At 51.2% G+C, this 23,983-nt stretch carries 22 protein-coding genes; 4 read left to right on the top strand and 18 right to left on the bottom strand.

Features of this window, described 5'->3' with window-relative positions; translation table 11 throughout:
- Nucleotides 1–234: 234 nt before the first annotated feature.
- Entirely contained in the window at nucleotides 235–1,749 is a 1,515-nt protein-coding gene (gene lysS / locus DCC81_RS04590) for a lysine--tRNA ligase (protein ID WP_108685408.1), read from the top strand.
- 1,271 nt (nucleotides 1,750–3,020) lie between these two features.
- Here lysS and DCC81_RS04580 read toward each other — a convergent pair.
- The 3 genes from DCC81_RS04580 to DCC81_RS04570 form a co-directional block, all read right to left on the bottom strand.
- Nucleotides 3,021–3,359: a tRNA-binding protein gene (locus DCC81_RS04580; protein ID WP_108685406.1), complete on the bottom strand. Its 339-nt coding sequence runs from the start codon at nucleotides 3,357–3,359 to the stop codon at nucleotides 3,021–3,023.
- Nucleotides 3,360–3,709: 350 nt separating this feature from the next.
- Nucleotides 3,710–4,288, bottom strand: coding sequence for an LPS export ABC transporter periplasmic protein LptC (gene lptC, locus DCC81_RS04575; RefSeq protein WP_108685405.1), 579 nt, complete (start codon nucleotides 4,286–4,288; stop codon nucleotides 3,710–3,712).
- Nucleotides 4,289–4,339: 51 nt separating this feature from the next.
- A complete protein-coding gene (locus tag DCC81_RS04570) occupies nucleotides 4,340–4,969 on the bottom strand; it encodes an LON peptidase substrate-binding domain-containing protein (RefSeq protein WP_108685404.1) in 630 nt (209 codons plus the stop codon).
- A gap of 190 nt (nucleotides 4,970–5,159) precedes the next feature.
- Here DCC81_RS04570 and DCC81_RS04565 point away from each other — a divergent pair, with 190 nt between their 5' ends.
- Nucleotides 5,160–6,218, top strand: coding sequence for a glycosyltransferase family 4 protein (locus DCC81_RS04565; RefSeq protein WP_108685403.1), 1,059 nt, complete (start codon nucleotides 5,160–5,162; stop codon nucleotides 6,216–6,218).
- 33 nt (nucleotides 6,219–6,251) lie between these two features.
- Here the strand turns inward: DCC81_RS04565 and DCC81_RS04560 are convergent, their stop codons facing one another.
- On the bottom strand, nucleotides 6,252–7,127 hold the full coding sequence (locus tag DCC81_RS04560; protein WP_108685402.1) for a glycosyltransferase family protein: 876 nt from the start codon (nucleotides 7,125–7,127) through the stop codon (nucleotides 6,252–6,254).
- Between the two features lie 73 nt (nucleotides 7,128–7,200).
- Between DCC81_RS04560 and meaB the strand changes: the two genes are divergently transcribed.
- On the top strand, nucleotides 7,201–8,106 hold the full coding sequence (meaB, locus tag DCC81_RS04555; protein WP_108686458.1) for a methylmalonyl Co-A mutase-associated GTPase MeaB: 906 nt from the start codon (nucleotides 7,201–7,203) through the stop codon (nucleotides 8,104–8,106).
- Nucleotides 8,107–8,484: 378 nt separating this feature from the next.
- The gene (locus DCC81_RS04550; protein ID WP_108685401.1) at nucleotides 8,485–9,012 is read left to right on the top strand and encodes a MarR family winged helix-turn-helix transcriptional regulator; all 528 of its coding nucleotides are present in this window, start codon (nucleotides 8,485–8,487) and stop codon (nucleotides 9,010–9,012) included.
- Between the two features lie 156 nt (nucleotides 9,013–9,168).
- On the opposite strand, the gene DCC81_RS04545 is transcribed toward DCC81_RS04550, so the two are convergent.
- The 14 genes from DCC81_RS04545 to DCC81_RS04480 form a co-directional block, all read right to left on the bottom strand.
- Nucleotides 9,169–9,381: a hypothetical protein gene (locus DCC81_RS04545; protein WP_108685400.1), complete on the bottom strand. Its 213-nt coding sequence runs from the start codon at nucleotides 9,379–9,381 to the stop codon at nucleotides 9,169–9,171.
- A gap of 75 nt (nucleotides 9,382–9,456) precedes the next feature.
- A complete protein-coding gene (locus tag DCC81_RS04540; protein ID WP_108685399.1) occupies nucleotides 9,457–10,026 on the bottom strand; it encodes a DUF420 domain-containing protein in 570 nt (189 codons plus the stop codon).
- 73 nt (nucleotides 10,027–10,099) lie between these two features.
- Nucleotides 10,100–10,837 (bottom strand): SCO family protein, encoded by a 738-nt coding sequence (locus tag DCC81_RS04535; protein ID WP_165806432.1) that lies wholly within the window; start codon nucleotides 10,835–10,837, stop codon nucleotides 10,100–10,102.
- A gap of 191 nt (nucleotides 10,838–11,028) precedes the next feature.
- The gene (locus DCC81_RS04530; RefSeq protein ID WP_108685397.1) at nucleotides 11,029–11,430 is read right to left on the bottom strand and encodes a cytochrome C oxidase subunit IV family protein; all 402 of its coding nucleotides are present in this window, start codon (nucleotides 11,428–11,430) and stop codon (nucleotides 11,029–11,031) included.
- A gap of 51 nt (nucleotides 11,431–11,481) precedes the next feature.
- Complete coding sequence (locus tag DCC81_RS04525) at nucleotides 11,482–12,159, bottom strand: cytochrome c oxidase subunit 3 (RefSeq protein WP_108685396.1); 678 nt, start codon at nucleotides 12,157–12,159, stop codon at nucleotides 11,482–11,484.
- Between the two features lie 26 nt (nucleotides 12,160–12,185).
- Nucleotides 12,186–12,740: a cytochrome c oxidase subunit 3 gene (locus DCC81_RS04520; RefSeq protein WP_240612889.1), complete on the bottom strand. Its 555-nt coding sequence runs from the start codon at nucleotides 12,738–12,740 to the stop codon at nucleotides 12,186–12,188.
- Between the two features lie 27 nt (nucleotides 12,741–12,767).
- Entirely contained in the window at nucleotides 12,768–13,670 is a 903-nt protein-coding gene (gene cyoE / locus DCC81_RS04515) for a heme o synthase (RefSeq protein ID WP_108685394.1), read from the bottom strand.
- 99 nt (nucleotides 13,671–13,769) lie between these two features.
- Nucleotides 13,770–15,593 (bottom strand): cytochrome c oxidase subunit I, encoded by a 1,824-nt coding sequence (locus DCC81_RS04510; RefSeq protein WP_108685393.1) that lies wholly within the window; start codon nucleotides 15,591–15,593, stop codon nucleotides 13,770–13,772.
- A gap of 96 nt (nucleotides 15,594–15,689) precedes the next feature.
- Nucleotides 15,690–16,703, bottom strand: coding sequence for a cytochrome c oxidase subunit II (locus DCC81_RS04505; protein ID WP_240612887.1), 1,014 nt, complete (start codon nucleotides 16,701–16,703; stop codon nucleotides 15,690–15,692).
- Between the two features lie 98 nt (nucleotides 16,704–16,801).
- On the bottom strand, nucleotides 16,802–17,998 hold the full coding sequence (locus tag DCC81_RS04500; protein ID WP_108685391.1) for a quinol:cytochrome C oxidoreductase: 1,197 nt from the start codon (nucleotides 17,996–17,998) through the stop codon (nucleotides 16,802–16,804).
- A gap of 42 nt (nucleotides 17,999–18,040) precedes the next feature.
- Nucleotides 18,041–18,643, bottom strand: a complete 603-nt coding sequence (locus DCC81_RS04495; RefSeq protein ID WP_108685390.1) for a c-type cytochrome — start codon at nucleotides 18,641–18,643, stop codon at nucleotides 18,041–18,043.
- A gap of 75 nt (nucleotides 18,644–18,718) precedes the next feature.
- Nucleotides 18,719–19,318 carry a DUF3341 domain-containing protein gene (locus DCC81_RS04490; protein ID WP_108685389.1) on the bottom strand — a complete coding sequence of 200 codons (600 nt, stop codon included), beginning with the start codon at nucleotides 19,316–19,318 and terminating at the stop codon, nucleotides 18,719–18,721.
- 54 nt (nucleotides 19,319–19,372) lie between these two features.
- Nucleotides 19,373–20,806 (bottom strand): NrfD/PsrC family molybdoenzyme membrane anchor subunit, encoded by a 1,434-nt coding sequence (nrfD, locus tag DCC81_RS04485; protein WP_108685388.1) that lies wholly within the window; start codon nucleotides 20,804–20,806, stop codon nucleotides 19,373–19,375.
- Between the two features lie 85 nt (nucleotides 20,807–20,891).
- The gene (locus DCC81_RS04480; RefSeq protein ID WP_108685387.1) at nucleotides 20,892–23,933 is read right to left on the bottom strand and encodes a TAT-variant-translocated molybdopterin oxidoreductase; all 3,042 of its coding nucleotides are present in this window, start codon (nucleotides 23,931–23,933) and stop codon (nucleotides 20,892–20,894) included.
- Nucleotides 23,934–23,983: the final 50 nt, after the last annotated feature.

Raw genomic sequence — 23,983 nt, 5'->3', positions numbered from 1 at the left:
TGCAGGGTTAGATGGTTAAAAACGTGCCAGGTTGAACCGGCGGAGTGTTAAATAATCTTAACGCGTGTAGGCAGGCGCCACATAAAAATTCCCCTAAATTGATGCCAGTATTGGTATAAGTCCGGCCAATACGGCCAAAACGATTATTTTTGCATCCCAACGCAAAAAATTGCAGTTAACATCAGCTTCTTGATCTTAAACGCAAGCGATTACGACAAACCAGCAACTTTTACGATGACACAGTTATCAGAGCAAGAACTCATACGCCGCCAGAAATTACAGGAGCTGCAGCGCCTAGGCATTGATCCGTACCCGGCGCCTCAATACCCGGTAAACAATACGGCGGTTAATATCCTGGCCCAATATAGTGAAGAAACCCGGGAACAGTTCCAGGACCTGTGCCTGGCGGGCCGTATCATGGAAAGCCGTGATATGGGCAAGGCTGCCTTTGTGAAGATCCAGGACCAGACCGGCCGTATCCAGCTCTATATCCGCCGCGACGATATTTGTCCCGGTGAAGATAAATCCCTTTACGACACCGTTTTCAAAAAACTGCTCGACATCGGTGACATCATCGGGGTGCGCGGTTATGCGTTCATCACCAAAACCGGTGAAACCTCCGTGCATGTAAAAGAACTCACCCTGCTTACCAAAGCCTTGCGCCCCCTGCCGGTGGTGAAGGAAAAAGACGGGGAAACCTTTGATGCCGTAACCGACCCGGAATTTAAATACCGCCAGCGCTATGTAGACCTGATCATCAATCCCCAGGTACGCGAAGTGTTTGCAAAACGCACCAAGATCATGCAGACCATGCGTGATTTCTACAATGAACTGGGCTACCTGGAGGTGGAAACCCCTATCCTGCAGCAGATACCCGGTGGCGCTACCGCCCGCCCGTTCATAACCCACCACAACGCGCTGGACATTCCTTTGTACCTGCGTATTGCCAATGAGCTGTACCTCAAAAGGCTGATCGTAGGCGGATTTGAAGGGGTGTACGAGTTTGCCAAGGACTTCCGCAACGAAGGGATGGACCGCACCCACAACCCGGAATTTACGGTGATGGAAATGTATGCCGCCTACAAGGATTACGAGTGGATGATGAACACCACCGAGACCCTGCTGGAAAAAATAGCCATTGCGCTGAATGGTACCACCCAGGTGACCGTGGGCGACAAGACCATCGACTTTAAGGCGCCCTTCCGCCGCGTGACCATGTACGATGCTATTAAAGAACATACCGGTATAGACATTTCCAGCATGGAAGAAGCGGAGCTGCGCGACGTGTGCAAACAACTGGGCATTTCCGTGCCGCCAAACATTGGCAAAGGCAAGCTGATAGATGAGATCTTCGGGGAGAAATGCGAAGGCCACTATATCCAGCCCACCTTCATCATTGACTACCCGCTGGAAATGAGCCCACTTACCAAGAAGCACCGCAGCAAAGCCGGTGTGGTGGAGCGTTTTGAGCTGATGGTGAATGGTAAGGAGATTGCCAACGCCTACTCCGAGCTGAATGACCCCATTGACCAGCGCGAGCGTTTTGAAGACCAGGTGAAGCTGATGGAACGCGGGGATGATGAGGCCATGTACATCGACTATGACTTCCTGCGCGCGCTGGAATACGGCATGCCGCCTACCTCTGGTATCGGCATTGGCATAGACCGGCTTACCATGCTGATGACCAACCAGCCCTCTATCCAGGACGTGCTGCTGTTTCCGCAGATGAAGCCGGAAAAGCAGGGATAAACCGGGAAGCCCGGCAGCTTCCAACCTGCCATTTCCAGGTTACAAAGGATCCGCTTTATAATAAAAGGCGCCAGGCTGTGAAAGCCCGGCGCCTTTTCCGTTATGGGATGGGAAATTATTTATTGGGAATTACCTACAAGAAAGGGCTGTAAAAACAGCCCTAACTACTTTTGACCATATCCTATGAAAACCAAAAGGAAGGTACGCCAGGGCAGTGGCAACGGGTAGCGCCAGTGCGCATACGCTGTAAAACATTTCCTGGACGGCGGGAAAAAGCACATTTCCGGCGTCAGGCAAAAATCAGATGATGAAAATAAAACAGGTGTGTTAAGTGGAGGCGAAATCAGTGGGGACAAGACCTTACGGCACTTATGGGCAAAAAAACAGGGCTGCAAGAATACAGCCCCGAAAAATTTTAACCATATCTTTATTGAAAAACCTACACCAAATATCATCCTAATTGCAACAGCAAATGGGGCATTTAGGTGAACGCTATGATTTAGTTGGGGAACGCGATAATTCGCAGGGTAACCGTGTAAGGAAAAATAATACTTTATGTATTTAAAACATATGTGTGCGGCCGGTTAAAGTGCATGTACTTATTTTATATCATATTGATCTACAATCATTTAATTATCCACCGCCTCAACATTTCATTGCCCGATGCTGTTTTCCTGGTAAAATAACCCATTGGGATCACCCTCTCATGTTCTGGTGAACGTTATGGAAATGCGGATGACCGTACCGGTGAACGTTGTGATTTGCGGGGTGAACGTAAAAGTAATGGCAGGCTATGACGAGCTGGTGTCCAGGATTGGCCAGCGCTTGCCGCAATACGGGTGCCCGTCCGGGGCCAACACCGTGATCTACACCGCGGATGTAAGACAAGGAACGGTTAACCATCAACATAGGCCAAGGGATAAGCAGGACCTTAAAAGTGGGGTTAATACAGGTAAACCAGGATACGGCATAAAGTTGGCCAGTTTATGAAAATGCTGGCGGTATGTAAAGATGGCTTAGGTTATGAAACGGCTTCCTCCACCCGGGAGTAAAAGAAAAAAGGCAGTAAGAATACTGCCCTCTAATAATTTTAACCATATCCTATGAAAAACCTGGAACAAAGATAGCCTGCCGCGCCACACTGTAAAGGCACATCTCGTGAACGTGCTGTTTTTGTTCGTAAAGCGCCGGATAAACGTGTTTTGTAAATACATAGTAATTATGATCATATGATAAATAAATTAAAGTAATTATTATTCACATGTGTCATATCAGGCAACGCGGGAACCATTTGCCACAGCCTGGTCTGGCTGCAGGAGGATGATGTCTTTACCTTCTCCCAGGGCGCCCAGCACCAGGCATTCTGAAAAGAAATTAGCGATCTGTTTTACGGGAAAGTTCACCACGGCTACCACCTGCCTGCCCACCAGCTGTTCCGGTGTGTACAAGGCGGTGATCTGCGCGGAGGAGCGTTTTACGCCCAGCTCCGGGCCAAAGTCAATAGTGAGCTGATAAGCGGGGTTGCGTGCCTTTTCAAAGGGTTGGGCGGAGAGAATGGTACCCACGCGGATGGCCACTTTTTCAAAATCGGGCCAGGTAATCGTTTCCATAAGCGACTGTGTTTTTGCAAGGGACCAAAATAGAAAAAGGCGGTGAGAACACCGCCTTCAAAAATTTTAACCATATCCTATGAAAAACCTTCACAAATATAAACCGGTCCTGGCTCCTATCAAGTCGCATTTCGTAAACGGCAGCAATCATTCCGTAAACGCGGATAAATGGGCCATGTTAACCAACGCTTAACAAGTTGTCGGCCGGTCCGCCCATCTGGCGACCTCAGCCTTATTGGCATGGTTATTGATTCCTGGTCTATTGAAGTTTAGGATAAAAAATAATAGGTTAAAGCAATAACGGCCCTGCTGTATCTACAGTTGGGCCGCTCTCTTTTTGGGAAAGTTCTTTATTCCTGCGCCTCCGTGCTATCCGTAGCTACGCCGGTGCTGTCCTGGTCGTGGATAGTGAAAGGACCGGAGGGGTGTAAGATCTTATAATTCGTAAAATCCTGGTTGGATTCCAGGCCCGTACCCCACAGGGTGTCTGTGCGGCTGCTCACGATGCGCACACTGTCGTTGGTAGTGAAAACCTGTTTCTTGGAGTCCCAGTTCAGGGTGCGGGCATCCAGGCGCTGCTCCTTTACATTCTTTACCACCACGTGGTCCCAGAGGTTTACATCGGCGCTGCCATCAAAGTATTTACCGTGGCGGGCGTCCACCGTGCTGGTAATGGCCCCGGTAGAGTCGTACACGTCAATGTGGAGGCCATGCGTGAACTCCAGGTAAGTGGGGCTTTCCAGGTGGCGCTGCATACTGTCGGCAGTGAGCTTAGCCGTTACTTTTGCCTTCTGGCTGTAAATGATGCTGATGCCAGCCCCCTTTTCCACACCGGCGGCTTTCTGGTCCATCTCCATGATGGTTTTGATATCGTTTTCGCAACCACTGGCTACCAATGCCAGCAAAAGGATGTAGAGCGTACGTTTCACAGGGGCAAATATCGTATTTATCGCTAAAGTAAAAGGTTAAAACTGGGTGTCCTAGTCGATGCTCAGCTTGCGGAAATGCCCGTTCAGCTGCACCCTTTCCTTCAATTTCTCCATTTCTGCCATTACTGGCAGCACCTTGTACAGGTGGCGTTTCAGGTACTCCAGCCGCTGCATTTCGTGGAAGAGGTGGAGCAACTCATATTCCTCATCCAGTGACAGGCCGGAATGGTGGGCCAGGTCGTAGGCGGAGAGGTCGGCATCTGCTTTCGTAAATTTCTTTTCCACCCGCAGCAGGCCATGCAGGGCCTTTACCTGGTCTACTACCTCCAGGCGCAGGCGCTCGTTGGTCTTCATATCATTAGCCGGGTAATTTACGATGGCGCCACTGTACAGCTTATCCGGCACCTGGCGGATGGTTTCCAGGATGCGGAATACCTGCAGCCCTTTTGTCACCACGTCCATTTCCCCGCTATCGTATATTTTGTCAATGCGCACCACTTCCACCAGGGTGCCGTATTCCAGTACATTTTTTTGCAGTACGGACGGGATGCCGAACGCCCTTTTTTCTGCGGTGGCTTCCTGGATGAGTTGTTTATAACGGGGCTCAAACACGTGCAGGTTCAGCTGTTCGTCCGGGTATACCACTACGTTCAATGGGAATATGGGAATGAAATTGGTCATGGTCTGAAAAACTTAAAAAATCCGCAATAAGATCCATCTTTCACCCTGGCAACTGCCGGGTACTGCTGCCATTCTCCGGGGGCAGCCAGTGGGAAAAAATACGAAAAATATTCCATCCGGCACTGCGCCTGGCACTGCACTGAAACCCCTATCTTTACCGCGCATTTTACCGATCTGCCCCCGCACCAACATGGAGAAGAACATTATCCTGGACTGCGAACGGATGAAATATCCGAACAATGGTCTCTATTATTACTGCCTGAACCTGGGCAAGCACCTGCTGCCCCTTCAGCAACCGGGGGAGCAAGTTTCCTTCTACGTAACGCCGGAAAACAAGGGCCTGTTTGGCAATGCGCCTTACGTGGAGTCTCATCCATGGCATAAGCTGGTGCTGCCCCTGGGCAATTTCAAAGGCGTGTGGCACTCTACCCACCAGGGATCGCCTTACTTCCCTTCGCGGCAAACCAAAGCCCGCATTGTGCTCACCATTCACGACCTGAACATGCTCTATGAAAAGGCGCGCCAGCCCCACCTCATACGCCGGCAGCTGCGCCGCATCCAGGATCATATTAACCGGGCAGACCATATCGTTACCATTTCCGAGTTTGCACTGAAGGATGTGCGGGAGCACCTGCACCTGGACAATAAGCCCATTACAGTGATCTATAACGGCTGCCGGGTGGAGACCTTCCCCGGCTTTGACGCGCCCCGCTACCGGCCGGCAAAACCATTTCTTTTCAGCATAGGTACTGTATTGCCCAAAAAGAATTTTCACGTACTTACCGCGCTGCTGGTACACCATGATTATGAACTGGTGATAGCCGGCAACATCCGCCAGAGCTACCTGGACAAGATCATGGAAACAGCCCGCCAGAACGGCGTGGCGGCCCGTGTGCGCGTGATAGGGCCGGTGAACGATGCTGAAAAATATTGGTATTATAAACATTGCGTAGCCTTCCTGTTTCCCAGCCTGGCAGAGGGTTTTGGCCAGCCCGCGGTGGAAGCCATGACCCTGGGCAAACCAGTATTCCTTAGCACCCATACCTCCCTGCCGGAGATCGGGGGCAATGCAGCCTACTTCTTTCACAGCTTTGAACCACAGGCCATGCGCGATGCCTTTGATGCCGGCATGCATCATTATGAAACCACGCACCCGCAGGCACTGATAGCGGCCAGGGGTAATTCCTTCAACTGGGACCAGGTGGCAGGGAGATACTTTGATGTGTACCGCAACGTATTGAACCAATAAAAAAAGCAGCGACCTCCATCGCTGCTTTCCCGTTTAAATGATCCTGTAATTGCGGTAGTCGAATAGGCGCTTACCTGTTTTCTTTTCTATCCAGTATAATACGCGCTTCTTCAGTTTTTTGAAATTTTTCCTGGACGTATCAAATTCAAAATCCCAGTTTTTTTTGGCAATGCGGTCTTCCATCACCTGCGGATGCCGCCCGGTAAAAGGGGCCAGTGAATCGATGCGATTGTAATCAAACAGTTCCCTGGAAGCCCGTGCTGCCATGGCTTTGCTGTTATCACCGTTATAAAGCTGGAAGGAGTTATCCAGCTTGCGGGCCTGGTGGTAAGGATCTTTTACCCAGCCGTAGTGATAAATGCGGGCATCCAGCGGTTTTACATTCAACTTCTGGTCATGCTTGCGGAAGCCCTGTGCATCGCGGTAAGAGCGGATCTGCTTATTGTTGCGGATCACGCGGATCTCATGCTGGTACCAGGTGCGGGAATCGCCAATATAGTTGTAACTGCCATAAAAATGCACGTAATCAAACAGCAGGCCTTCCACGCGTTTGTCTTGCAGATGCTGTTCCATGGCGGCTTTGATGCGGGGATGGTCTTCTTCATGCACCACTTCATCTGCCTGGATATAAAAAGCCCAGTCAGCATCAGCAGGTACATGATCAAAGGCCTTATCAGTTTCCACGGCCAGTACACGGCCTCCTTCGCGCAGGGAATCGTCCCAGGTGGAATACACGATGCGGATCTTGGGAGAACCGATGGAGCGGATGAGTAGTTCTGTATCATCCTCAGAATTGCCTACACTCACGATCACTTCATCGCAAAGCGGGAGAATGGAGCGGATGGCTTCTTTCACGGGATAATCGTATTTCACTGCGTTGCGTACAAAGGTGAACCCAACTACTTTCATGTGTACTGGTTATGTGATTAGCTTGCAAAATAACATAATCCCGGCACTGCCGCAATTACTTATCTTTACGCACATGGCATTAGCGTACTTATCCGGCTTGTTGCAGGGCGATACCCGCTCACTGGCCCGCTGCATTTCCCTGGTGGAGAATGAGGCACCGGGCTACGAACAGTTGCTGCAGGCCTTGCCCCATCGTACCAACACCCGCGTGGTAGGTATTACCGGCCCTCCCGGTGCAGGTAAAAGTACGCTGGTAAATGCCCTCATCAGCCAGCTTTTGCTGCAACAGCAAAAGGTAGCCATCCTGGCGGTAGATCCTTCATCCCCTTTCAATTACGGCGCCCTGCTGGGGGACCGCATCCGCATGAGCCGCCACTTTAACCACCCTGATGTGTACATCCGCTCCCTGGCCACCAGAGGGGCTTTGGGAGGACTGAGCCCAAAGATCATCGAGATATCGGAAGTGGTGAAGGCCGCAGGTTTCGATTATCTTTTCATAGAAACAGTAGGCGTAGGCCAGAGTGAAGTGGAGATTGCCGGCATTGCCGATACTACCGTGGTAGTGGTGGTACCGGAAGCGGGCGATGAGATCCAGACCATGAAAGCCGGCCTTATGGAGATCGCAGACATCTTCGTGGTGAACAAGGCAGACCGTGACCAGGCAGACCTCTTTGCCAGGAACTTGCGCACGCTGGCGCATACACGCAGTGGCGACTGGAACATCCCGGTGATCAAGACCATTGCCACGCAGGAGGAGGGCGTAAAAGCACTGATAGAACAGATCCAGCTGCACCAGCGGGGCATTTACAGCCATGAGCAGCGGCATGCATTGCTGCTGGCAGAAAAAGCTTACCAGCTTATACAGCAGCGCCGTATGCGGGACATCAGCCGCCAGGCATTGCAGCAGGAGGTGCTGAAACGCTTACAGGACGGGGATTTCAACCTGTACCGGCTGGCAGCTGAATGGGCGGGGCGCTAGCCTGGTCGTTTACATAGGACTAACGTTCACCTATAAACGAATTATACGTCATAACGCATGTTAACACTGGATAACAAAACCGTGTATGCAGGTGACCGGTCTTTGCAGGGTTTCATGCGCTGGCCCGGTTAGCATGATTCCGGCAATGGCGCCTGCAGGACTGGCCTGCCGCCAGCCCTGTACCAGGGCCGTTTACACGCCACTATCCCATTATATATTATAAAATGCCGGCCGCAAAACCGGCACTAGCCAACGGAAACAAGAAATTTTAAGGCAGGGGTGCTATTTACCTGGAGGAGCAGGATGCAACTAATGTAGCATTTACACCTAGTTTTACTTTAGTTACCTTAGCCCCCACATTGAAACGGAAGTAAACCTATGAGAAAATTGTCAGCATTTAATCCCGAAAGGCAGGAGGAAAGCGTTTCCGCCAAGGTTGTTGTGGCCATGGAGCGCATAGCCCAGTCTTTTCGCGTGATGTTATGGAATGAAGGTAAGCTGTATGGGTTAAGTCCGATCCAGATCCAGTTACTCACTTTTTTGCTCCATCAACCGGAGGAAGAGAGAACAGTTACTTTTTTGGCCGGCTTTTTTAACATGACCAAAGCCACGATCAGCGATGCGATCAAAGCCCTGGAGAGCAAGGCTTACCTTACACGTAAAGTGGTGGCTACGGACTCCCGCAGTTCCAGCCTTCACCTCACCCGCGAAGGCAAGGCCGTTGCCCGTAAAGTTGAGAAATTTGCGGACCCGTTGCAGGCCATCGTTGAGCAGTTGCCCGGTAAAGAGCAAGCCCGGTTACTGGACCAATTACAGCAGGTGATTCAGCAATTGAACGCCGAACAGATCTTGTCTGAGCAAAGCACCAGCTTCGCCTGGGTAAACGAGACCAGGAAGAAAAGGTAGTACACACCCTTTACCCTTCGCTCACACGTGCACGGTGCTCCGGCGAACCGGAGTAACCATTTGTAACTGCATCCTACACCGGTTACCTTATTTGCAAAAAAAGGTGAATGTTCCGCGGAACATTCACCTTTTGCTATTGTATACAGTGTGTGAAATCTATGCTTCTTCCCGCTGGCTCCGGAAAAAACGGAAGGCCAGGAAACCAATGATGGCCAGTGGTGTCACCGCCAGCATCAGGATACCGTTGTTCAACCCCTTGGCCGGGCCTTCTCCCAGCTGCTGGGCGGTTTTGGTACACAGCGAACATTGCGCCAGCACTGGCATTACAGCCGCCATCATCATCACACAAAACAGGACCAGTTTCTTCATTATCCTTTTGTTTTCAATCTTAAAGTTACGGGAAAATGCAGGTTCCTACAACATGATATTTCCCGGTGTCCATTATCAATAGTAAGGTGAGAGCAGTACATACACCACCACACCGGTAACGGCCACATAGAACCAGATGGGCCAGGTAATGCGGGCCAGTTTGCGGTGCCCTGCAAAGTTGTCCTGGAAAGCGCGCAACGTGGTAAAGAGCACCAGCGGTACAATGATGCCTGCCAGGGTAATATGGGTGACCAGGATGAAGTAATATACAAAACGCATAGCGCCGGCGGCGGCTTTTTCCGTAGCATCCAGTACCCCGTCATGGTTCAGGTCACCATACCGCGTTTCCGGCGCCAATGCGTGATAAGTCACATATGACAGGAGGAATACCACAGACAGGCTGATGGCCACCAGGTTGGTGGTCTTGTGGGCACGTACCTGGCCGTTCTTGATAAAGTACAGGCTGGCCAGCAATAGCACAGCGGTACTGCCATTGAGCACCGCGTGAAACAGCGGCAGGATGTGCACGTCAAAGCCCAGGTGCAGGTTGGGCCGTGGCAGATAGAACAAAACAGCTACCAGCGCCGGGATGGCGATGGATACGATGGTAATGGGAAGGTTGAGATTCTTGTGTTTCAGTTCCATGCGGAGCTTTTTAATGTTGTAATGTGCTTCAAGTGTTTAAAGATACATGCGGTTGGTAAGGTAACCTATGATATTACTCAGTTCCCGGCTGGTTGCCGTTTGAGAACAGGCGTTTGAACAGGCCAGGCTGGCTGCGGTCCTTGGCCAGGTGCAACACGGAAATATCGTTTACCAGGCGGGCCAGGTCTGCGGTATCCAGGCCGTTGTAGTAGCCCCGGATGTGACGGTATTTATCCAGCAGCACAAATTTTTCAGTGTGGATGAAATCATCCGGGCCACCGTCGCCCTGCTGTACCGCGGGCACGAAAAACTCGTTGCGGGCCAGGTTATAGATGGTCTTTTTATCGCCGGTGAGGAGGCTCCAGTTATCAGGACTGATCTTGTACTTGGCGGCGTAGTCCAGCAGGCGCGGCACACTGTCGCGCTCCGGGTCAATGCTGAAGGACAGGATCTGCAGCAGGGTATCGTTCTTCACCTTACCGTAGGCATCCTGGATGCGCTTCAGGTGGCGGGTAAGCGTAGGGCAAATGCTGGGGCAGGATGTAAAAAAGAAATCAGCGATGATCACCTTGTCCGGAAAATCTTTCAGGCTCACCGGCTGTCCCAGCTGGTTGGTGAGGGTAAAATCCTGCACGGTGTGAAATACGGTATCCTCTACCTGTTTGCCGTTCTTTTCAATGGTGCGCACCGAGTCTGCCACGTAGTAGCGGGGTACCGGCACGGCATTTTTGCCGTAATGATCTACGATGAGGTAACCGGCAACCGGCACCAGGGTAGCCAGGGCAAAGCCTATAATACCGCGTTTGGACATAGCGTTGATTGTATTAAATAATAACGTACGCGAAGGTAGCACATTTCGCATCCATGGCGATGCCACGCGGGGAATATTATACCAAGCACAGGCTATATACTACTTACTGCCTGCTACATCCTACCAAAAAACAAAATGGTTAAACACCTTGCGGCATTTAACCATTTTACAGTTATTGATTTAAGTAAAGCCTATTCGCCTTTGGGCTGTGCTACCTGTTCTGTTTGCGGTTTGCCAGGTGCCAGGTCCTTGCGCATGTTCTTCCAGGAATCACCATCAGCCAGGAAGGCGATAATAAACCAGATGAAGAGCAGCAGCGGGATGAGGATGGTCAGGATCAGGTTCTTTACCTCATGTTTCAGGTGCATGAACTCTGCTACGATGAAGAAGGCCTTCAGTACGGTGAGGCAGAGGTAGATTGAGTTACGTATCAGTACGGACGGCACGTCGAACTTCAGGTGAACGATAGCGATCGCCAGTTCCAGCATGGTGATACCCAGCAGGATCCAGAACGTTTTCCAGATAGTTTTTGTGGAGCTGTCTGCGTGACCGTGCTGTGCTGACAGGGTTGAATCTTCTGTATGTGCTGACATTATCGATAATAATTTTAGACGCTTTTAAAATACTTTTTCTTGTGTTGAACCTTAGAGCAGGTAGAAGCAGGTGAATACGAATACCCAAACCAGGTCTACAAAGTGCCAGTACAGGCCTACTTTTTCCACCATTTCATAGTGACCGCGATCATCATACGTGCCTTTCAGTACGTTTGCCAGGATCACGATATTGAGGATCACACCGGACGTTACGTGCAGGCCGTGGAAGCCGGTAATGGTAAAGAAAAAGTTGGTAAAGTCGCTGTGCGGAGACATTGTACCGTCCATGTTCACGAACGGGTTACGGCCCCACCAGGCGCCTTCGTGCCACAGGTGTGTCCATTCCCAGGCCTGGCAGGAAAGGAAGAGGATACCACCTACGATGGTCCAGGCTAACCATTTGGCTACACCCGCACGATTGCGGTTATGGCCTTCATGTACTGCCAGTACCATGGTCACGGAACTCATGATCAGGATAAAGGTCATCAAGCTCACAAATGCGAGGGGCAGGTTTGCTTCGCCGGCACCAGGGAAGGATTTGAACACTTCGTTCGGGTCGGGCCATGAAGTGCTGGAGAAACGAATCGTTCCATAGGAGATCAAAAGCGCTCCGAATGTAAAGGCATCGGAGATGAGGAAGAACCACATCATCAGCTTGCCGTAGCTTACATTAAATGGAGAATACCCTCCATCCCACCATTTTTTCTTCGCTGTTATCGCTGTATCCATTTTTCTTGATATGAAATTTTATACGTTTATCGAGCTACGCTCAAAAAAATCAAAAGATAGATCCAAAGGGCGTCCACAAAGTGCCAGTAGGTAGCTGCTACCTCTATGCCCACGGGACTGTAAACTTTAACATTGGTGCGGTAAGCCCGGAAGAACATTACCAGCAGCGCTACTACGCCACCCAGCACGTGCAGGATGTGCATGGCTACGATCACGTAGATGAACGACACCGATGCAGGGCCGGCCAGTGTAAGACCATGTGCCGCCATATCGGAGAAACCCCACAACTGCAGCGCCGCAAAAACCACACCCAGTGCGGCCGTCAGTGTGATCAGCTGGCGATAGCGGCCCATCTGGCGTTGTTTGAACACCTTCACCGCCAGTTGGATGGTAACGCTGCTCAGCAGTATTACCGCGGTGGATACCCAAAATATCTTCGGCAGTTCAAATACCTTCCAGTTTGCCTGCGCACGCTTTACAATGTATGCGCTCGTAAAGCCTATGAACATCATCGTAATACTCCCCATTGCTATCCACAGGGAATATTTATGCGGGTGTATCTTATTACGTTGTGCGCTCATGACAGACATTTCCTTGCAATTTAATTGTTACACTTTATCCGCCAGCATCGCCAGTTGTACCACGGTCAGGTAAATATAGGACCCGAACATGAGCTTTCTTGCGGCCGGCACATCACATTTCTTCAGTAGGAGGATGCTGCGGTACAGGAAAAACAGCGCAGCCGCCACGGAAATACCTGCATAAAAGGGACCACAGATCTTCAGCAGGTAAGGCGCCAATCCCGCGGGAATGAGCAGCAATACCCACATGGTAGCCTGCAAAGCCGTAAGCCGGGTGGGTTCACCACTGGCGGGCAACAGGCGGAAACCTGCTTTCAGGTAATCCTTATAACCCAGCCAGGCAATGGCCCAGAAATGGGGGAACTGCCAGATAAACTGGATAATGAACAGGGAAATTCCGCCCTCATCAATGGCATTGCTACCGGCTGTCCACCCGATGAGGGGGGGCAGTGCACCCGGGAAGGCCCCTACCAGTACGGCAAAGGAATTCCATTTCTTCCAGGGAGTGTATACAAAGGCATACATGATGAGAGACAGGGCACTGATGCCGGCGCTTAGCCAGTTAAAGGCAAAGCCCATGATCAATATACCGCCTACACTGGCTACGGAAGCCAGGACCACCGCTTCCGGTACTGATACGCGGCCTGTGGGCAGCGGACGAACACTCGTACGCGCCATGAGCTTATCGGTATCGCGCTCCAGCAGCTGGTTGATCGCGTTGGCGGCTCCTGTTACCAGGATACCTGCGGCAAATAATAAAAGAACTTTCAGTACGCTAAACTCATCCCGGGGTGCCGCCAGCCAGAAGCCTACCACGCTGGAAAACGCCACCATGAAGGTCAGGTTGAACTTCATAAGTTGAGAATAATCCCGGACGCGTGTAGCGACAGCTAATGATGACGACAACTTTATGGAGTTTTCTTGCAACATACCGATTCTATCACTGCCTGGAACTTTACCCCAGGCGCATGCTAAGTTATGCGAAACGGAAGCGCGGGGATGTATGGTCCGCGCTTCCGGAACTATTTTTTAGTGGGCAGACTCGTTAGGGCCGATAGGCGTGGTCTGCGGGATGAAGTCGATACCATCCTTGCTGTAATCATACGGCCAGCGGTATACTTCAGGAATTTCACCAGGCCAGTTACCATGACCAGCGTGGATGGGGGTGGTCCACTCCAGGGTGGTAGCCTTCCACGGGTTGGCGTTGGTGAGCTTGCGGCCTTTGAAAATGCTATAGAAGAAGTTGAAAACAAACAGCATCTGCGTAGCAAACACCCCGATCACCACGATAGAGATGAAGTGGTTCAGGTCAGCAAACTGTTTGAAAGATTCCCAGGTAGAATAATCGAAATAGCGGCGGGGCATACCGGCCATACCTTCATAGTGCATGGGCCAGAAGATCAGGTATGCACCCACCAGGGTGATCCAGAAGTGGATGTAACCCAGGGTGTTGTTCATGAAGCGGCCGTACATTTTCGGGAACCAGTGGTAAATACCGGCAAACATACCGAAGAATGCAGATACACCCATTACAATATGGAAGTGCGCGATCACGAAGTAAGTATCGTGCAGGTGGATGTCGATGGAAGAGTTACCCAGCCAGATACCGGTAAGACCACCAGAGATGAAGGTGCTCACAAAACCGATAGAGAACAGGGCACCGGGAGTGAAGTTGATATTACCTCTCCAGATGGTGGTAAGCCAGTTGAACACCTTGATCGCAGAGGGAACGGCGATGAGCAGGGTAAGCAACACGAAGAATGCACCGAGGAAAGGATTCAAACCGGTTACGAACATATGGTGGGCCCATACCAGGAACGCCAGGATACAGATCGCAAACAGGGAACCGATCATTGCCAGGTAACCAAAGATAGGTTTACGGGAGTTGATGGCCAGTACTTCAGATACCATACCCATTGCCGGCAGGATAATGATGTACACCTCGGGGTGACCCAGGAACCAGAACAAGTGCTGGTAGAGGATGGCGCTACCGCCTTCGTTAGACAGTGCTTTACCAGCCACGAAGATATCAGACAGGTAGAAGCTGGTGCCTGCGTGACGGTCGAACAGCAGCAGGATGAAACCAGACAGCAGTACGGGGAAGGACAGTACGCCCAGCACAGCGGTGAAGAAGAATGCCCAGATGGTCAGCGGCATCTTCGTCATGCTCATACCCTTGGTACGCATGTTCAGGATAGTGGAGATATAGTTCAGACCACCCAGGAGCTGGCTTACTACGAACAGTGCCATAGAAGCGATCCAGAGGTCCATACCTACTTTAGAACCGATAGAAGCATCACCCAGGGCGCTCAGCGGGGGATAAGCCGTCCAGCCGCCGGATGCAGGGCCTGTCTGTACAAACAGGGAAGACATCATCACCAGGCTGGCCAGGAAGAAGAACCAGTAGCTGAGCATATTCATGAAGGGGGAAGCCATATCACGGGCGCCCACCTGCAGGGGGATCAGGAAGTTGGAGAAGGTACCGGAAAGGCCGGCGGTCAATACAAAGAACACCAGGATGGTACCGTGCATCGTCACCAGGGCGTAGTATGCCTGCGGTGTGATGTGACCGTTTTCAGCCCAGTGGCCCAGGATGCTCTGCAGCCAGGGAAAGGACGTGTCCGGGAAGCCCAGCTGTAAGCGGAAGAGAACGGAAAAGAATGCACCAATGATAGCCCACACAATACCGGTGATCAGGAATTGCTTCGCGATCATCTTGTGGTCCATGCTGAACACATACTTGGAAATAAATGTCTCGTGGTGGTGACCGTGATCATCGTGCCCATGGCCCTGATCATGCCCCAGCGAGCCGTGTACCTCTTGATGACCGTGCAATGTTGCTTCGTTACTCATATCAGAATGCTATTTATGCTAACTGACCCATTTTACCGGAACCAGCTATTTTAAAGTTTTTTTATCAACGTCTAAAGTTAACGCTCTTCACTTAAACTATTTAGCCATCGCTACTGCTTTGTTCGCAGTGCTGTCTGCCGTGGCGGGCGCAGCAGCAGGAGTAGCGGAGGTGTGTGCCAGTTCGTACTGTGACTTCTGCTTGGCAGCCCATTCGTCAAACTCTTTCTGGGTTTCTACCACGATCACGGCTCTCATGGAGAAGTGACCGGCGCCGCACATCTGGTCGCAGGAAAGTTCGTAGGTGTAATCCGGGTTACCGGTCATCTGCTTCTTTTCTGCGGTGGTGTACTTCGGTGTGATCCACAGGGTAGTGGGAATACCGGGTACTGCGTCCATTTTCATACGGAACTGGGGTAAACCTACGTCGTGGATCACGTCGCGGCTACCGATGATGAATTTCACGGGCTTGTTTACCACCAGGTGGATCTCGGAAGCCATGAAGTCATCCTTATTATAGTCGTCTGCCCAATCCTGTCCTACAGGGTTGTTCTCAACGTCGCTGATATATTTGAATTTCTTGCTGCCCAGTTGTGCATCTTTACCGGGATAACGCACCAGCCAGTTAAACTGCTTACCGGTAACTTCCACTACCATGGCTTCCTTCGGTGCATCTGCGGTGATGGTGAACCAGTGTTTCAAACCAAAAGCCACCAGGATGGTCAGCGCAATGGCCGGGATCACCGTCCAGATCACTTCCAGTTTATTGTTGTGGGGGAAATAGAAAGCACTGCGGCCTTCCTTCTCCTGGAATTTGAAGGCAAACCAAAAGAGGAGGATCTGCGTAACCACGCATACAAAACCGGTAATGCCCAGGGTCACCCAGATCAGGTTGTCAATACCTTCACCCTGCACAGAGGCAGATACGGTATCAAGCTTATCTTTCAGGACCTCATTACAGTAGTATGCACCCAAAAGTCCCAGTACCAGGAATGCGATCATCAGGAAACCGTTAATACGATTCGACTGCTCCCGTGCCTTCTTTTCTCCTTTCAATATTGACACATACTCGCTTGCTTTAGCGATCTGGAAGATCACTACGAATATGAGCACAATTACTAAGACTGTTAAAAACCCTGACATTGCTATTTTCTAAATTAAGTTATCTAAATACTTTTCGCTTTGCTATCCACGATGCAAACGCACTTTTATCAAGTGTGGTGCAAAATACTTTCTTTCAGGTACGGATGATTCTTCACGGTCAAAGAGGCCTTGGTGAGCTGGTTAGCTACCCAGAAGATGACAAAACCAATGAACCCTACGGCAATGCCCAGTTCAAACAGCGGGAAATGCAGGTGTTTGTAAGAACCCGGCATCACCATCTGCCAGAAGTCGATCCAGTGACCGAAGATCACCACGATGCTCATGAACACCAGGGTGGTGTAGTTACGTTTGGCATCACGTTTCATCAGGATCAGGAACGGCGCGATGAAGTTGATGATCAGGTTGAAGAAGAAGATACCTCTCCATTCGCCGCGCACGCGGGGAACGAAGTATACGGTTTCATCCGGGATGTTTGCATACCAGATCAGCATATATTGGGAGAACCACAGGTAAGTCCAGAAAATGCTGAATGCAAACAGGAATTTACCCAGGTCATGCAGGTGTTCTATGTTTACGAAAGGCAGGTAACCCTGTTTTTTCAGGTATACGGTGAAGAGAATGATCACTGCGATACCAGAAACGAAGGAACTGATAAAGGTATACCAGGAGTACATGGTGGAGTACCAGTGTGCATCGATGCTCATCAGCCACATCCAGGGAGTGGTGGAGCCTACGCTCAGTACATAGATCACCATGAAAGAGCCGGTCCATACGGTACCTCTCCAGAGGATCTTGCGGCCGGTGTCAGGACGGAGGTCCCAACCGTCTTCCTGGATAGACATCTGGCGGAATTTCCAGGTGAAGAACATCCAGAGGCCGATCACGATAATAGTAGCGATCCCTACAAAGCCATAGCTCAGGAAAGCGCCTTTTGCATTCAGCACTTTGTCGCTTGCCACAGCAGCACGGTCTGCCCAGGGATACACGGAACTTACTTTACCAAACATCAGCGCGTAAACCACCACGAGTACTACAACACCGAGGGGTATCACGGTCATGGAGATGGCTTCCATTACACGGCGGAAGGTCATCTGCCAGCCGCCCTGTGCCAGCGTGGTAGCGGCAATAAAGAAGGTACTGGCCAATACGATGAGCAAAAAGAATACACTGTTTTGCAACAGGCCAGCCCAGAACAGCGTCTTATCAACTGCTACAGCGCCGATCACTAAAGTCAGCAAGCCAATAGCCATCAACACGAAGCTAGTCGTTCTCAATCTTGCCGGTACTACAAATTGGTCTTTCATTACTGTATATTAAAATACTTTTTGAAATGCGTTTATTTAAAATTACTTGGCGGCAGCAGCAGCGGTGCTGTCTTTTGCCGGTGCGGCTTCTGCAGCGGCTTTGGCGCCGGGCTGCATGCTGTGGATGTAAGCGGCCACTTTCCAGCGTTGCTCACGATCCAGCTGGCTGGCATAGCTACCCATGGCGTTCTTACCATAAGTGGCTACGTGGAACAGGCGACCTTCGGAGTAAGATCCGATGGCACCACTTACCAGGTTAGCCGGCTTGGCCGGGTACGGGCCATTACCGTCTTTGTACAGCGGGCCGTTACCGTCCAGGCCTGTACCATGACAGATGGCGCAGTAAATATTAAACAGGCGCTTGCCTTCTTTCAGGTCATCCGCAGTGATGTTCAGCGGGTTCTTGTTCAGGTTTGCCTGCGCAGTATCAAATTCTCCCAGATGATAAGGCAACAATTCTCCTCTCTTCACGGTACCGTCTACCGGCTTCATTGTCGCTAACCGTTCGCTATAAAACTCGTATGCACGGGACTGGTACATATCTGGCACATAGATCCTTCCAGGCTTTCTATGATCCTTGCATGCTGACAGGAATGCTCCGCTTGCCAGGGCAGCTACAATCAATATGTTGGAAATCCTTTTCATCAGAAATTTTTTGTCTTCTTTGGTCTGCCCCGCTTGCGGAGAGCAGTATTGTCATTTTAGTAAATGTCTGTTCTGTTATGCCTGTACAGCAGGTGCTGCGGGATCAAGCTCCTGCAGGTTCTCTTCCCGGTCGAAGCGGCCGTACCACCAGCCTTCTTCAGCCACCTGTGTATTGATGTCTTCTGCGCCTACGCTGGCCAGGTAGCTTGTCAGCTCCTGTTCTGTGCTGCGGGCAGTTACTTCCATCACCATTACAAACTTGTCGTCCGTCTGGCGCGGGTTGAAGATGTGTTTCTTTACACCAGGCATGATCTGGCAAAGGTAGCAGAAGGTCATTACCATGCCCACCGCGGCAAAAAGCACCGTCAGCTCAAAGGTGATGGGAATAAAGGCAGGCAGCGGAAAATGCGGCTTGCCACCAATGTTCAGCGGCCAGTCTACGTTAAACACCCAGCTCATGAAGCTCAGTGCCGTAGTGGTACCGGTGATGCCGTATACAAAACCTGCTGTGTGCAGGCTTGTCTCACGCAGCCCCATGGCATGGTCCAGGCCATGCACCGGGAACGGTGTATAGATATCGTGGATCTTGTAACCAGCCGTACGTACTTTCTTCACCGCCGGGAACAATACCGCCTCATCACCGAAACTGCCTACAACAAATTTTTTAACAGCCATATGTCGATAAATTCAAAATCTTCAAAAATAATTGTCTCGTTCTTGATCCAGCTACTAGTGGTGTGCCACGTCGTGAGCAAATTGTTCTGCCGGCAATTCTTCGTACTTCTCCATGTCCTCTTTGAAGCTTTTGCCGGTGGTTTTCAGTACGTGCTTGATTTCAGCAACCGCGATAACCGGGAAGTATTTTGCAAACAGGAAGTAGCAGGTGAAGAACAGGCCGAAGGTACCCAGGTAGAAACCAACCTCGGGCCAGGCCGGGCGGTAGTAAATCCAGCTGGAGGGCAGGTAATCACGGTACAGGGAAGTACAGATGATCACGAAACGTTCGAACCACATACCAATGTTCACGATGATAGACATGATGAAAGTAACCAGTACGCTTCTTCTCAGCTTACGGAACCAGAAGATCTGCGGGGAGATCACGTTACAGCTCATCATGATCCAGTAAGACCAGCCCAGGGGGCCAGCAGCGCGGTATTTGTAGAACTCAGCAAATTCATAAGGATTTCCGGAGTACCATGCCATGAAAAGCTCTGTCAGATAAGCACAACCTACTACAGAACCGGTCAGTACAATCACCTTGTTCATGGCTTCCATGTGCCCTACGGTGATGTATTCTTCCAGGCCCAGTATTTTACGGGTAATGATCAGGAGTGTTTGTACCATCGCGAAACCGGAGAAGATCGCACCCGCAACGAAGTAAGGCGGGAAGATCGTGGTGTGCCAGCCGGGAATTACGGAAGTAGCAAAGTCAAAAGATACGATGGTGTGTACGGAAAGTACCAGGGGGGTAGACAGGCCTGCCAGTACCAGCGACAGGCTTTCATGACGTTGCCAGTGTTTGGTGGAACCGGTCCAGCCGAAGGATGCAATGCCATACAGCAGTTTGCGCAATTTAGTCTTGGCGCGGTCACGTACGGTGGCAAAATCGGGGATCAGGCCGGAGTACCAGAACAGGAGGGAAACGGTGAAGTAAGTAGAGATCGCGAACACATCCCAGAGCAGGGGCGAGTTAAAGTTGGGCCAGAGCGGACCGCGGGTGTTCGGGTAAGGCAATACGAAAAAGCCCATCCATACACGACCCATGTGGAAGATCGGGAACTGACCGGCGCACATTACCGCAAAGATGGTCATCGCTTCCGCCGCACGGTTTACACCGGTACGCCAGCCTTGACGGAACAGCAGGAGGATCGCAGAGATCAGCGTACCGGCGTGACCGATACCTACCCACCATACGAAGTTGGTGATGTCCCAACCCCAACCAACAGTCTTATTCAGGTTCCACACACCTGTACCATAATACACTTCCCAGGTTACGGAGAATACGCCAAAACACAGGAGGCAGATGGAAATTACCAGGCCCACATACCAAAGTTTACCAGGCTTGGCCTCAATGGGGCTGATGATATCTTCGGTTACCTGGTGATAATCCTTCACCCCATCAACCAGAGGCTCTCTCAGTGTGGATTCGTACTTTAAATGCATAGTTCTTTAAGCTTTTAGCCGGGGCATTACCCCCGACTTTTTACTTTATGTTTTCTTCGATTCTCGTATTCGTTATTTATACAGCTTACGCTTCAGCTTTCTCTTCCTTGCCAGCCTTGTTACGGATCTTAGCCAGGTAGCTCACAGAAGGCAGGGTGTGGGTTTCTTCCAGCACGTAGTAGAGGCGCTCTTTTTGCAGCTCGTTGCGTACTTTGAAGATCTCACTTTCGTGGTCATTCACGTTACCGAATACGATAGCGTTGGTGGGACAACCGGTCTGGCACGCAGTTCTGGCTTCACCATCCTTCAATGGACGGCCGGCTTTCTTCGCACTCAGTTTAGCATCCTGCAGGCGCTGTACGCAGAAGGAGCATTTTTCCATGGTACCGTGGCTACGCATTACTACATCGGGATTAAGTACCATGCGGGTCAGGTTGTCGTTCATATCGGCAACATCGTACAGGTTGTCTGCCATGCTATCTGCACCATTCCAGTCTCTCCAGTTGAAGCGGCGTACTTTGTACGGGCAGTTGTTAGCGCAGTAACGGGTACCGATGCAACGGTTGTAAGCCATCTGGTTGATACCTTCAGAGCTGTGGTTCGTTGCAGACACCGGGCACACGTTTTCGCAGGGTGCGTTATCGCAATGCTGGCAAAGCATAGGCTGGAACACCACCTCTGGGTTGTTCTCATCACCGCTGAAGTAACGGTCGATGCGGATCCAGTGCATTTCGTGGCCCAGGGCTACCTGGTCTTTACCTACTACAGATACGTTATTCTCAGACTGGCAGGCAATGGTGCAGGAACCGCAACCAATGCAGGAGTTCAGGTCGATGGACATACCCCATTTGATGCCGGGGTAAGTGTACACACCTTTGGGATAGATGGTCGCGTCAGAGCGGAAGTCGGGTCCATAATGGGCCAGTTCTTCGCGGTCTTCGTTCACCTCTTTCGGGTTCTTGATGAACGCTTCCAGGGTGGTTTCCTTTACGATGGGGCGGCCCTCCAGGCTGTTGTGGGTTTGGGTTCTGGCCACCGGGAAATCAGCGCCGGTGTTTTCCACCGTTGCATTTACCGCAAAGTAGTCAAAGCTCTTACCGTTGTAGCTTACCATGGGATAAACGTTCGCACCACGTTCACCGGCAGCTTTACCTACCAGTTCCTGTTTGCTGCGGCCGTAACCTACGGCAATCGCCACCACATCCGGGTGGATGCCGGGAACGATCACCAGCGGCAGTTCTACCGCCTTACCGTTTACCGTTATTTTCAGAACTTTTTTGTCGTTGTGCACTTCATAGTCGTCACCCAGCACGGTGTTGGCCAGGTTCTTAGCCAGCGTATTGGATACGCAGGCATAGTTGTCCCAGGTGGCTTTGGTGATGGGGTCGGGCATTTCCTGCAACCAGGGGTTGTTGGCAAAGCGGCCGTTACCGATAGCTACTTTTTCGTAGAACACTACTTCATACTGGCCACCTTTCTTGCTGTTGCCCAGTTTTGCAGCTGCATCATTCACATTACCGGCAAAGGTGGCACCACCCAATGCAGCAGCAGCGGGTTCAATGATACCATCCTGCAGGGTCTTGTCCCATGCTTCCTGGCCACCCAGACGGGTGATCCATTCCTGTTTCAGGTAGTCAGCCCAGGTAGTGGTGCTGCCGCTCCAGGTGAGCAGTGCGTCCTGGAATGCGCGGGTCTTGAACAGGGGAGCGATGGTGGGCTGTGTAAAGCTGTAGTGGCCGGTTTTACCTTCCGCATCATTCCAGCTTTCCAGGTAGTGGTGGTCAGGGGCAGCGATCTTGCACAGTTCCGTGGTCTCATCACGGCGGTCGTTGAAGGATACGCTGTTCTTTACCTTGGCCAGGCCCTGGGTAAAGCCGGCGGCGTCAAAGTAATCGTAAGCAGGGTTTGCGTTGTACACCAGCAGGGTGTTTACGCGGCCTGCCTTCATATCTTCTACCAGGGCTACCATTTCGGCATCGTTGCCTTCGCGGTAGTTGCTGGTTATATTCCAGTCGATGGTGTTGCCGTTAGCGCCGATCTTATCGTTGATCGCAGCTACAATGGTTTGTACATCCACATCGTTGCTGCCGCTTACTACCAGGGCTTTGCCGCCGGCAGCCTGCAGGGCCTTGGCTGCATCTTTCACACCAGCGGCCAGGCGGCTGTCTGCAATGGCAGGAGCGCTTACCGCACCACCCAGGGCGCTGTACAGTGCCAGGGCCAGGGCGTTGGTCTCAGAAGGCTTGTGTGCGTAACGGTAGTCCGCATTGGCACCGGAGATGCTCATCATGCTTTCAAAGTGGAAGTGTTGGCTCATTTCCGGCTTTTCAGCATTGATCTTGCGGGTTTTGGAATATTGCTTGGCAAATTCTGCGGGGTTCAGCCAGGTACCCAGGAAGTCGGCACCCAGGCTCACGATCACTTTGGCATTTTCAAAGTGGTAAGAGGGGATAACGCGCTTGCCATGGGCAGCCAGGTTTGCATCCAGGAGGCCGGAGTAAGATACGGCATCGTAGGTTACGTGGCGGGAGCCGGGATATTTAGCCAGGAACTCACCGATCAGTTTCTTGGTGGTGGGGCTGGAAAAAGTGTTGCTCAGTAATACTACCGGGCCACCGCTCAGTGCAGCCATCACCTGCTTGTCTACCTCAGCCCAGTTGGCCTCTGCTTTGCCGATGGTCGGGAAACGCAGGCGGGCCGTATCGTACAGGCTCAGTACAGAACCTTGTACACGGGCGGTGGTAGCACCTTCCGTGATGGAAGAAAGGGTGTTACCTTCAATTTTGATGGGACGGCCTTCACGGGTCTTTACTACTACCGGTACATATTCACCGTCGATGGCGTAGGTAGAGGCATAGTAGTTGGGAACACCAGGCGTGATCTCTTCCGGTTTGTTTACGTAGGGGATCGCTTTATTTACAGGCATTTCGCAGCTGGCAGCGATGGTGGCTGCCGCCGTGGTGAAGCCGAGGTATTTCAAAAAGTCACGGCGGGGAGTCACACTGCTCAACAGGCCCTCACTCTCTTCAAAAGGCAGTTCACTGGAGAACTCATTCTCAACAGCCGCTTTATGTGCATTGGTATTGTGCAACTCTTCCAAGCTTTTCCAATACTTTTTTTGCTCCATGGTTTATTACGAGTTACGTTATAATAAATTGATGTTTCTATAGAGGGCGC

It is taken from the genome of Chitinophaga parva (assembly GCF_003071345.1).
GTDB classification, from domain to species: domain Bacteria; phylum Bacteroidota; class Bacteroidia; order Chitinophagales; family Chitinophagaceae; genus Chitinophaga; species Chitinophaga parva.
Note: the sequence above shows the minus strand (reverse complement) of the source record. Positions and strands in the feature narration are given on the sequence as shown.

Excerpts from the sequence above, each read along its gene's own strand:
- lysS (WP_108685408.1), top strand. The coding sequence starts at position 235 with ATGACACAGTTATCAGAGCAAGAACTCATACGCCGCCAGAAATTACAG.
- DCC81_RS04580 (WP_108685406.1), bottom strand. The coding sequence starts at position 3,359 with ATGGAAACGATTACCTGGCCCGATTTTGAAAAAGTGGCCATCCGCGTG.
- DCC81_RS04570 (WP_108685404.1), bottom strand. The coding sequence starts at position 4,969 with ATGACCAATTTCATTCCCATATTCCCATTGAACGTAGTGGTATACCCG.
- DCC81_RS04565 (WP_108685403.1), top strand. The coding sequence starts at position 5,160 with ATGGAGAAGAACATTATCCTGGACTGCGAACGGATGAAATATCCGAAC.
- DCC81_RS04560 (WP_108685402.1), bottom strand. The coding sequence starts at position 7,127 with ATGAAAGTAGTTGGGTTCACCTTTGTACGCAACGCAGTGAAATACGAT.
- meaB (WP_108686458.1), top strand. The coding sequence starts at position 7,201 with ATGGCATTAGCGTACTTATCCGGCTTGTTGCAGGGCGATACCCGCTCA.
- DCC81_RS04550 (WP_108685401.1), top strand. The coding sequence starts at position 8,485 with ATGAGAAAATTGTCAGCATTTAATCCCGAAAGGCAGGAGGAAAGCGTT.
- DCC81_RS04545 (WP_108685400.1), bottom strand. The coding sequence starts at position 9,381 with ATGAAGAAACTGGTCCTGTTTTGTGTGATGATGATGGCGGCTGTAATG.
- DCC81_RS04540 (WP_108685399.1), bottom strand. The coding sequence starts at position 10,026 with ATGGAACTGAAACACAAGAATCTCAACCTTCCCATTACCATCGTATCC.
- DCC81_RS04535 (WP_165806432.1), bottom strand. The coding sequence starts at position 10,837 with ATGTCCAAACGCGGTATTATAGGCTTTGCCCTGGCTACCCTGGTGCCG.
- DCC81_RS04530 (WP_108685397.1), bottom strand. The coding sequence starts at position 11,430 with ATGTCAGCACATACAGAAGATTCAACCCTGTCAGCACAGCACGGTCAC.
- DCC81_RS04525 (WP_108685396.1), bottom strand. The coding sequence starts at position 12,159 with ATGGATACAGCGATAACAGCGAAGAAAAAATGGTGGGATGGAGGGTAT.
- DCC81_RS04520 (WP_240612889.1), bottom strand. The coding sequence starts at position 12,740 with ATGAGCGCACAACGTAATAAGATACACCCGCATAAATATTCCCTGTGG.
- cyoE (WP_108685394.1), bottom strand. The coding sequence starts at position 13,670 with ATGTTGCAAGAAAACTCCATAAAGTTGTCGTCATCATTAGCTGTCGCT.
- DCC81_RS04510 (WP_108685393.1), bottom strand. The coding sequence starts at position 15,593 with ATGAGTAACGAAGCAACATTGCACGGTCATCAAGAGGTACACGGCTCG.
- DCC81_RS04500 (WP_108685391.1), bottom strand. The coding sequence starts at position 17,998 with ATGAAAGACCAATTTGTAGTACCGGCAAGATTGAGAACGACTAGCTTC.
- DCC81_RS04495 (WP_108685390.1), bottom strand. The coding sequence starts at position 18,643 with ATGAAAAGGATTTCCAACATATTGATTGTAGCTGCCCTGGCAAGCGGA.
- DCC81_RS04490 (WP_108685389.1), bottom strand. The coding sequence starts at position 19,318 with ATGGCTGTTAAAAAATTTGTTGTAGGCAGTTTCGGTGATGAGGCGGTA.
- nrfD (WP_108685388.1), bottom strand. The coding sequence starts at position 20,806 with ATGCATTTAAAGTACGAATCCACACTGAGAGAGCCTCTGGTTGATGGG.
- DCC81_RS04480 (WP_108685387.1), bottom strand. The coding sequence starts at position 23,933 with ATGGAGCAAAAAAAGTATTGGAAAAGCTTGGAAGAGTTGCACAATACC.